Source organism: Candidatus Methylomirabilota bacterium, from assembly GCA_036005065.1.
Taxonomy (GTDB): Bacteria; Methylomirabilota; Methylomirabilia; order Rokubacteriales; family DASRDR01; genus DASYQW01.
The window spans coordinates 1-9,098 of sequence record DASYQW010000308.1; the positions used below are offsets into that span (position 1 = coordinate 1).

The window sequence follows — 9,098 nt, forward strand, 5'->3', positions numbered from 1 at the left end:
GCGGGCGCGACGGACTACCTCACCAAGCCCTTCCGGGTCGCCCATGTCCGCGCCCGCGTGCGCGGGTGGCTCCTGCGGGCCAGCGCGGCCGACGGCGGCGAGCCCCGCTGAGTGAGTCGGAGGGGGTGTCGGAACACCCCCCTCCGAGACCTCCCCCGAGGATCGTTGCGGCGGCAAAAGCCGCCGCTCGGAGCGGACTACCAACCGTGAGCGACTGTGCGATCCGCCGCCCGTGTTTGCTCCGACGCCGCCCGGGCCCGGGTCAGGGATAGATGAGGCGGACCAGCGCCAGCGACAGCCAGGGCACGTAGCTGATCAGGAGAGTCACCAGGGCCAGCACCAGCGTGAACGGCCAGCCGCGCCGGAAGACCTCCCAGAAGGAGAGGCCCGCGATCGCCGAGGTCGTGAAGAGGACGCTGGCCACCGGCGGCGTCTGCTGACCCACCCCCAGGTTGATCGTCACGATGACCCCGAAATGGATGGGGTCGATCCCGACCTGCCGGACCAGCGGCATCACCACCGGCACCACCAGCAGGATCGCCGCCGCCGAGTGCAGGAACATCCCGATGACGAAGAAGAAGACGTTGAGGAACAAGAGGATCAGGTAGCGGTTCTGGGTCGTCTCCAGCATGAGCCGGGCGAACTTCTGCGGGATCTGCTCATTGGTCAGGAACCAGCCCAGGACGGCGGACGCGGCCACGATGACCATGACCATCGCGGTCTGCATCATGGAGTCGACGAGGATGGGCGGGAGGCCTCTCCACGGGATCTCCCGGTAGACGAACACACCGACGGCGAACGCGGCCACCGCCGCCAGGCCGGCCACCTCGGTCGCGGTGGCGACGCCTCCGAAGATCCCGCCCCAGATGACCGCCGGGACGATCATGGCCCAGCCGGCCGCCGCCGCCGACCGCCCGACCTCGCGCAGGCTGAAGGCCTGCTCCACCGGGAGGTCGAGCTTGCGCGCGTAGTAGTAGCAGAGGCCCATCATGGCCGCGCAGGCCAGGACGCCCGGCACGAAGCCGGCGATGAAGAGCTTCGCCACCGAGGTCTCTGCCATCCAGGCGTAGATGATCATCGGGACGGACGGCGGGATGAGGATCGCCGCCGAGGCCGCGTTCGACACGATCGCCGCCGAGAGGGCCCGCGGATAGCCGCGCCGGGCCATGGCCGGGATCATGACCCGCCCGATGGCGGCGGCGTCGGCCACCGACGAGCCCGAGATCTCGCTCTGGATCATCGTCGCCACCACGGTCACCATGGCCAGCCCCCCGCGGATGAAGCCGACGAGACTCTGGGCGAAGTTGACCAGCCGCAGGGAGATCCCGCCCGTCTCCATCAGGCCGCCGGCCAGGATGAAGAGGGGGATGGCCAGGAGCGGAAAGCTCGACGAGCCCGCGAAGAGGGTGAGGGGGACGGTCGTGAGCGGGGCACTCCCCTTGATCAGCACGAAGATCACGGTGGTCAGGCAGAGGGCCCATGCGATCGGGACGCTGAAGAGGACCAGCACGATCATGACGGCCAGGATGAGGGCTTCCATCAGTTCAGCTTCGGGCGGGAGCGCCTGCTGCCGCTCCTTGCTCCCAGTCGTCCCCGCGCGGGCACGTCACGTGTGAGTCTCTCGACGCGCTCTCACTCGGCCGTGCGGTGCACGGCGGGCGCCGGCGGAGCCGGCGGCGCCCCGCGGACCAGATCGGCGAGCTGGAGGACGCTGATCAGCAGCATGAGGGCGCCGCTGATGGGAAGCACGCTGTAGATCCAGGTCATGCGGACCCACGGGATGGAGACCGCGATGTCGAAGGCCATCGCGTCCAGCGCCACCCAGCCGTAGTAGGTCAGGATGACCTGAAAGGCGAGGACCAGGAGCTCGGCCACGATCATGACCGCCCGGCGGCCCCGCGGGCCGAGGCTCTCGGCCAGCGTCTCGAAGCTGATCTGTCGGCGATGGTAGGACACCACCACCGCCCCGTAGAAGGTCAGCCAGACCAGGAGGTAGGAGGCGAACTCGTCATACCAGGCGAGCGAGGCGTCGAGGACGTACCGGTAGAACACGCCGACGACGACGATCGCCACCATGAGGAACAGGAGGAGCACGCTCCACCACTCGCAGAGCCGCACCACCAGCCGGAGCGACCGCCTCATCCGCCCTCCCTGGCGCCTCGCCTCTCGACATGCGCATCCCCGGGCGCCTCACTGGTACGCCCGGGGATGCGACCGCCGCTCGGCGGTCCGGCCACCGGCGCTTTACATCAGCGACTGGAATAGCTTGATGAGCTCGCCCCCGCCCGGGACTTCCTTCGAGAAGTCGTCGTAGATCGGCCTGGAGGCCTGGGTGAACGCGTTCTTGTCGGCCTCGTTCACCTTCAAGGTGGCCGCCAGCTTCGCCAGCAGCTCCTTGTCGAGCCGCTCGCCCTCGCGCCAGGCCACCTCCTGCGTCTCGACCGCGATCCGCTCGAGCGCGGCCCGGACGTCGGCCGGCAGCGACTGCCACCACTTCTCCCCCGCCACCGGGTACGCCGGAGAGTACACGTGCCCGGTGAGCGAGAGGTACTTCTGGACCTCGTGGAACCGACCGGACCAGATCTGGACGAAGGGATTCTCCTGCCCGTCCATGACGCCGGACTGGAGCGCCGAGTAGACCTCGGCGTAGGCGAGGGGCGTCGGGTTGGCGCCATAGGCCTTGAACATCTTGACCCGCCAGACGCCGGAGGGGACCCGGAGCTTGATGCCCCTGAGGTCCTCCGGCTTGACGATCGGGCGGACATTGTTCGTGATGTGCCGGAACCCGTTCTCCCAGAAGGCGAGTGCCCGGAGGCCCTTGGCCGGCAAGGGCTCGAACAGGGCGCGCTTGATCTCCGGGTTGGCGGCGGCCTTGCGGATGTGGGCCCAGTCCTTGAGGAGATAGGGCATCTCGAAGACGCCGTACTTCGCCTCCACGGTGCTCATGATGGTCGACGGCACGAACATCTCCAGGGTCCCGGCCCGGACGCCCTTGATCATCTGCTCGTCGGTCCCGAGCTGGCTCGACGGGAAGACCTTGACCTCCACCCGGCCCCGGAGAGCGTCGTTGACGCGCTTGGCGTACTCCTCGGCCGTGATGGTGATGAGCCCACCCGGGTTCGCCGACAGGCCGAGCCGGATCGTGAGCGGCGCCTGGGCGCCGGCCGGCCCGGTCATTCCGAGCCACGTCACGGCCGCCAGCACCAGCACCGTCGTCGCGGCTCCGAACCACCTGCGATAGTCGTTCCTCATGCTTCCTCCTCCGATCCTCTCAGGCGCTGATGTCGCGGGCCCGGGACCGCAGCTCCTCCGCCCGCGCGGTGTTGGTACGCGAGAGCCACAGAAGCGCGATCCGCACACTCGCTCCTGAGCGCCGCGATCGGGGTGCCCCGAGGATACCGCGGATGCGCCGACATCGTCCAGACGGCGTATGGTTCCCTCGGGCGCGTTGGATTTTCTCTGTCATGGCCACCGCCCGGCAAGGCTACAATCCATGTGTGGCACGGACCGTCCAAGGCACGCTCATCGACCAGCTCCGGAGGGACCAGGTGCACGCCCGCGACATCGCCGCGGTCCTCGAATCGCTGCGCCGGCGACTGGCGGACGAGGGCATCCCGTTCGCCCTCATCGGCGCGCTCGCGCTCCGGCACTACGGCTACGTGCGCCACACGGAGGACATCGACATCCTCACGACGCGGGAGGGCCTCGACCGGATCCATGCCACCCTGATCGGACGGGGGCTGGCGACCCGGGCGCCGGGACATCGCAAGAGCCTCCGGGAGACCGAGCACCAGGTAGACATCGACGTCGTGACGGCCGGCGAGCACGCCGGCTCGCCGGAGAGCCCCGTCGAGTACCCGCCGCCAGACTCCACCTCTTTCGTGGACGTCGGCGGACTGCGCCTGCCGACCCTGGAGGCACTCGTCGACTTCAAGATCGCCAGCGGCGTCTGGGGCCATCGGGTGCGCGACCTGGCCGACGTCCAGAGCCTCATCCATGCCAACGGGCTTACCGAGGCGTTCGCGGGCCGCCTGGCCCCGCCGCTCCGTGACAAGTTCCTCGACCTCCTCCACGAATCACGCATGGAACGCGGCCTGGAGTAGCTCCGAGCGGCGGCTGTGCCGCCGCCACGATCCTCGGGGGAGGTGTCGGAGGCGGTGTTCCGACCCCCCTCCGAGTTTGACCTCAGCGGGGGCGCAGCGCCTCGTCGACGAGGTAGCGCGACTCGGCGTCGGTCCAGTCCCGGTAGCCGATCTCCCGGTGTCGCAGGGCGCCGTCACGGTCGATCACGAACGAGGCCGGCAGGGCGCGAACCCGGTACGTCTTGGCGACCGTGTAGCCGGGATCGAGCAGGATCGGAAAGGTCAGTCCCAGCTCGCGCACGAAGGCCTGCACTTTGGTCTTGCTGACCGTGTCCAGGCTCACCCCGAGAACCTCCAGCGTCCCCCGTCGCTCCTGAGCGAGCCGCTCGAGCGACGGCAGCTCCTCCCGGCACGGGACGCACCAGGTCGCCCAGAAGTTGACGAGGACGGCCTTCTTGCCCCGGAAATCGGCGAGCCGCACCGGCTTTCCCGCGAGGTCCGGCAGGGTGAACTCGGGAGCGGGCCGCCCGAGCTCGGGGCCGGGCTCGGCCGCGACATCGACCCGGGCGAGGCCGGCGACCGCACCGGCGGCGACCAGGGCGAGCGCCGCCACGCGACGCAGCCTGCGGGTGGATCGACGGCCGACCACGTCAGGCCCGCCGCTCGATCGGGACCCGACGGCCGGCCACCACCAGGGTGACGTCGCCGGTTCCCGGCTCCTCGTCGATGAACTCGGCGAGCTGGAGCCAGGCGGCCACCGCGAAGCGCGCCGTGAAGCGCCCCGATTTGACCCGGCAGTAGGGCGTGTGATTGCGCCCGAGCCAGAGCGCCGCCGGGTCGAGGGCTTCCTCGCTCTCATCGCTCAGGTGGATTCGAAGCGACTGGACTCGATCTCCGTGTCGTCCCGGCGCTTCGACCCGAGTCACGACGAACGGGGCGTCGTCGACCTCGACGGGGATCCGCACCGGCCCGACCTGGAGATAATGCCCCTCGGCGTCCGCCCGGAGATTCGCGAAGAGGTTCTGCCGGACTCCGGGATGGGTCACCTCCTGCCCCTCGTGGCGCCAGAGCCCTTCGCGGTCGATGCGGAAGGTTCCGGGCGGAATCGCCGGCGCGCCCGCGGCCCCCGGCGTGCTCGGGCCCTTCACGGGGCGCCCTCCGGCTCCTCGAAGGCGAGGCTCGCGAAAGTCACCGTCCCGTACGGGTCGGGCCACTGGGCGTAGCGCAGGAGCCGGCCGCGGCCGGCGGGTAGCGTCTGGAGCACCGCGTAGATCGGCGACAGGCCGCAGATCCGCCGCTGATCGCCACCGACCCGCACGGCGCTCATGAACCCCCCGGGGTCCCCGCTGGCGACGAGGGAGAGCAGTCCACGGTCCTCGGCCTCGATCCGGGCGAGCTGGGCGCGGGAGACGGGCGCCGGATCACCGAACCGAGGCCCCACGTGGGCGAGGTCCGCCCCGGCCACCAGGCAGTAGCGGCGCGGCACCGTGTCCAGGACGTCCCGGACCGCGTCGAGGACGCCGGCGATGGCGGGGGCTGTCGCCGGGTCGCGCCCCTCGGCCAGGCACTCGTGGACGAAGCTCGCCAGGATCGGCACGATCCGGATCTCGCGGTCCCGGACGAGGTGGCGGAGGCATACGGCCTGGAACTCGATCGAGTGCTCGACTCGGTGGGCGAGCTCGGCCGCGAACAGGTCACCGGGCGCCCGGCGGACGAGCGCCGCCAGGACCTCGTCGTCCACGGCCGCCGGTCCCAGCGGCGTGTCGTAGGCCTTCGACGTGACGGCGAACGGATGGCCGTCGAGTCCCGCGTGGGCCGTGCCGAAGATGATGAAGCAATCCGCGTCCGAGGCCTCGGCCACCGCCTTGTACGCCCACGCGTACGCCGGGCCGCCCCGGTGGAAGTCGATGTGGGGGGCGATCAGCCCTCGCAGGACCGGCCTCCGGCGGGGACCGACCGGCCCCGGTCCCTCCGGATGCACGAAGAACGAGTCGAGCTGCGCCGCCAGCGCCGCCGACTCGCCCGCATAGGCCCTGCCAGCGTGGGTCGCGCGCCGCACCGGGTGCTGCCGGAAACCGTCGGCCAGCCGGATCCGCTCAGCGTCGGCCCGGCCGCTGTCCAGGAACAGATGCCGATCCAGCGTCTCGACGAGCGCCTCGAGCTCTGCACGGGGCACCAGCTCGCCGTGGCGACGCATGATGTCGGCCTGGACGTCGAGGAGGGAGCGGGAGCCGTCGAGGAGGGCGAGGATCTGGACCACCGGGCGCGCCACGCTCAGCACGGCCTCGGTGAGGCCCGAGGGGTCGCGGAGACAGATCGTCTCCTGGCCGTCGACGACGGCGGGAAACGCCTCGACCGGACGAAGTCGCGGCGTCTCCGGAAGGCTCGCGGCCGCCTCAGCCACGGCGCGCCCCCAGGAAGCGCACCGCGGCCGCCGCGTAACAGCGCGCCGCCTCCACGAGCTCCGCCACCGACACGTGCTCGTCGACCTGGTGCGGCACCTCGCGATGGCCGGGGCCGAAGGTCACGATCGGGATCCCCCGCTCGGCCACGAAGATGGTGCCGTCGGTGGACCCCGGCACTCCGCCGAACCGCGGGCGGCGACCGGTCACGATCGACACCGCCCAGGCCAGCGCCTGGACGACGGGCTCCGACCGCCGGACCCGCGTGGCCGGGCGGGGCGGCTCGACGGTCTCGATCTCGATCTTGGACTCGGGCCAGCGGGTTTCGGTCTCCCGGGCCAGCTCCCCGAGGGCGCCGAGCACCACCTCGGGGGCGAGACCCGGTACCAGACGCACGTCGAGGAGCAGGCGCGCGGTGGACGGAATGACGTTGTTCTGGGCGACGCCGATGGCGGGCGCCCGGCAGCTCGTGGGCGTGACGTGGGGAACGCCGAGGAAACGTCTCCGGGGAAGGCCGCGGGCGATCCGGCGCTCGAGGCGCGGCAGCGCCGCCAGGAAGGCGCCGGCCGCGGCGATCGGGTTCACGCCGGCGTACGGCATCGCCCCGTGCGCCATCCGGCCATGGATTCCGACCCCCACCCAGAACACGCCCTTCTGCTCGAGACAGAGCTCGTTCTGTTCCGGCTCGCAGATGATGGCGGCGTCCACCGCCTGGCCGATCGGGGTCCGCACGAAGTGTCGCGCGCCCGTCATCCCGGCTTCTTCGTCCACCAGGGCCGCGACCACCAGCCGGCCGGTGAACTCGAGCTCGGCCCGGCGGAACGCCGCGGCCGCCACCATCGCCGCCGCCAGCCCGCCCTTCATGTCGGCCGCCCCCCGGCCGTAGATGCGCCCGTCCTCCAGGGCCCCGCTCCATGGGTCGTGCCGCCACTCGCGGTGGTCTCCCTCGGTCACGACGTCGGTGTGGCCCTCGAGGCAAAGGGTCGGGCCGCCGGCCCGCCCGTCCAGGCACCCGATGACGTTAGGCCGCCCCGGCGCCACCTCCTGCACCTCGACGCCCAGCCCGGCCGCTCGAAGCCAGTCGGCGATCACCCGGGCGACGGCGCTTTCGTTGGCCTGCGGCTCGCCGGGCCGGAAGACGCTCGGGATGCGGATCAGCCGCCGGGTGAGCTCGACGACCTCGTCGTCCCGCACGTGGGCGAGCGCCCGCGCGACCGCGTCCTGCTCCGCTGAGGTGCGCGAGGGCATGGGGTCGAAGGACGGAGATCCGGGGGGCCGCCCCCGTCTAGGGCTTACTCGCGGGGGAAGGCGAGGATCACCGAATCCAGCCGGAGTACCCGAAACTCCTCGCCGCTCACGTAGAAGTAGTGGCCCTCCACCTCTTCGGCCGTCTCCTCGAAGGCGACGACGGCCTCGATGGGAGGCATCTCGCGGAAGGTGTTCGCACCCTCGTCGAAGCCGTCCCCTCGCCCCACGACGACACCGTAACGGATCGGCGACCCCTTGGGGCAGTAGAGCCGGACGCCCGGCGGCGCCTCAGGCAGGAGCTTGACGAGGATGTTGATGCCGTAGACCTGACACGGCGGCATGGAACCCATCACCCCTGGATGATAGCACAATCGGCCACGCGACACCCCCTCCGGGGCACCTCAACGGAGGCCTTGGCCGGTCAGCCGGACCAGCGCCTCCATGTATTTCTCCCGCGTCTGGGCGACGACGTCGGCCGGCAGGCGCGGCGGCGGCGAGTTCTTGTCCCAGCTCGTCGCCTCCAGCCAGTCGCGCACGAACTGCTTGTCGTAGGAGGGCGGCGACTGACCCGGCGCATACGCGTCGGCCGGCCAGAAGCGCGACGAATCGGGTGTGAGCGCCTCGTCGACCAGCAGAAGCTGTCCCGCCCGGCGTCCGAACTCGAACTTGGTGTCGGCGATGATGATCCCGCACCGTTCGGCGAGAGCCGTGCCCCGGCGGTACAGCTCGATCGTGAGCCGGCGAAGCTCCACCGCCAGATCCGAGCCCACGATCCGGGTCATGGTGGCGAAGTCGATGTTCTCGTCGTGACCCGACTGAGCCTTGGTGGCCGGAGTGAAGATCACCTCCGGCAGGCGCGCCGCCTGCGGGAGGCCGGGGGGCAGCGGAAGGCCGCAGACGGCGCCCGTCCTCTGGTAGTCCTTCCAGCCGGAGCCGATCAGGTACCCTCGGGCCACGCACTCGACCGGGAAGACCTCCGCCTTGCCGACGAGCATCGACCGGCCGGCGAGCACCTCGCGGTAGCGGACCGGCACCCGCCGGTCGGCGGCGACGTCCGTGGAGAGGAGATGGTTCGGCACCACGTCGCGGAGGACCCCGAACCAGAAGGCCGAGACCTGGTTCAGGACCTTCCCCTTGTCCGGAATCCCGTTGGGCAGCACCCAGTCGAAGGCGCTGATGCGGTCGGTCGTCACGATCAGGAGGTGCTCTCCGAGGTCGTACACGTCACGGACCTTGCCGCGCGAGAGCAGGCTGAGCTCGCGGAGCCGCGTCTCGGTGAGGGCGCCGTGCTCGTCGACCGTCCACTCGGCTTCGCTGACCGTCGGCAGCGTCACGACACGCCCGGGAGCGGCGGCTGAGGACTCCG

Annotated in this window: 10 protein-coding genes; 1 reads left to right on the top strand and 9 read right to left on the bottom strand. The window is 70.9% G+C overall.

What is annotated here, in order from left to right; genetic code table 11:
- Nucleotides 1-262: 262 nt before the first annotated feature.
- The 3 genes from VGW35_21130 to VGW35_21140 form a co-directional block, all read right to left on the bottom strand.
- The gene (locus VGW35_21130; protein ID HEV8310175.1) at nt 263-1,543 is read right to left on the bottom strand and encodes a TRAP transporter large permease; all 1,281 of its coding nucleotides are present in this window, start codon (nt 1,541-1,543) and stop codon (nt 263-265) included.
- 89 nt (nt 1,544-1,632) lie between these two features.
- Nucleotides 1,633-2,142, bottom strand: coding sequence for a TRAP transporter small permease (locus tag VGW35_21135; protein HEV8310176.1), 510 nt, complete (start codon nt 2,140-2,142; stop codon nt 1,633-1,635).
- Nucleotides 2,143-2,244: 102 nt separating this feature from the next.
- On the bottom strand, nt 2,245-3,252 hold the full coding sequence (locus tag VGW35_21140) for a TRAP transporter substrate-binding protein (GenBank protein HEV8310177.1): 1,008 nt from the start codon (nt 3,250-3,252) through the stop codon (nt 2,245-2,247).
- Between the two features lie 245 nt (nt 3,253-3,497).
- Here VGW35_21140 and VGW35_21145 point away from each other — a divergent pair, with 245 nt between their 5' ends.
- Nucleotides 3,498-4,103 carry a hypothetical protein gene (locus tag VGW35_21145; GenBank protein HEV8310178.1) on the top strand — a complete coding sequence of 202 codons (606 nt, stop codon included), beginning with the start codon at nt 3,498-3,500 and terminating at the stop codon, nt 4,101-4,103.
- 82 nt (nt 4,104-4,185) lie between these two features.
- Here the strand turns inward: VGW35_21145 and VGW35_21150 are convergent, their stop codons facing one another.
- From VGW35_21150 to VGW35_21175, 6 genes are read right to left on the bottom strand one after another with little or no spacing between them, the layout of a single operon-like run.
- Nucleotides 4,186-4,695 (bottom strand): TlpA disulfide reductase family protein, encoded by a 510-nt coding sequence (locus VGW35_21150; GenBank protein HEV8310179.1) that lies wholly within the window; start codon nt 4,693-4,695, stop codon nt 4,186-4,188.
- A gap of 37 nt (nt 4,696-4,732) precedes the next feature.
- On the bottom strand, nt 4,733-5,230 hold the full coding sequence (locus VGW35_21155; GenBank protein HEV8310180.1) for a hypothetical protein: 498 nt from the start codon (nt 5,228-5,230) through the stop codon (nt 4,733-4,735).
- The gene (gene amrB, locus VGW35_21160; GenBank protein ID HEV8310181.1) at nt 5,227-6,486 is read right to left on the bottom strand and encodes an AmmeMemoRadiSam system protein B; all 1,260 of its coding nucleotides are present in this window, start codon (nt 6,484-6,486) and stop codon (nt 5,227-5,229) included. Before amrB ends, VGW35_21155 begins: the two co-directional genes overlap by 4 nt.
- Nucleotides 6,479-7,732, bottom strand: a complete 1,254-nt coding sequence (locus VGW35_21165; GenBank protein HEV8310182.1) for a M20 family metallopeptidase — start codon at nt 7,730-7,732, stop codon at nt 6,479-6,481. Before VGW35_21165 ends, amrB begins: the two co-directional genes overlap by 8 nt.
- A gap of 44 nt (nt 7,733-7,776) precedes the next feature.
- A complete protein-coding gene (locus tag VGW35_21170) occupies nt 7,777-8,073 on the bottom strand; it encodes a hypothetical protein (protein HEV8310183.1) in 297 nt (98 codons plus the stop codon).
- A gap of 60 nt (nt 8,074-8,133) precedes the next feature.
- Entirely contained in the window at nt 8,134-8,982 is an 849-nt protein-coding gene (locus VGW35_21175; protein ID HEV8310184.1) for a phosphoribosylaminoimidazolesuccinocarboxamide synthase, read from the bottom strand.
- Nucleotides 8,983-9,098: the final 116 nt, after the last annotated feature.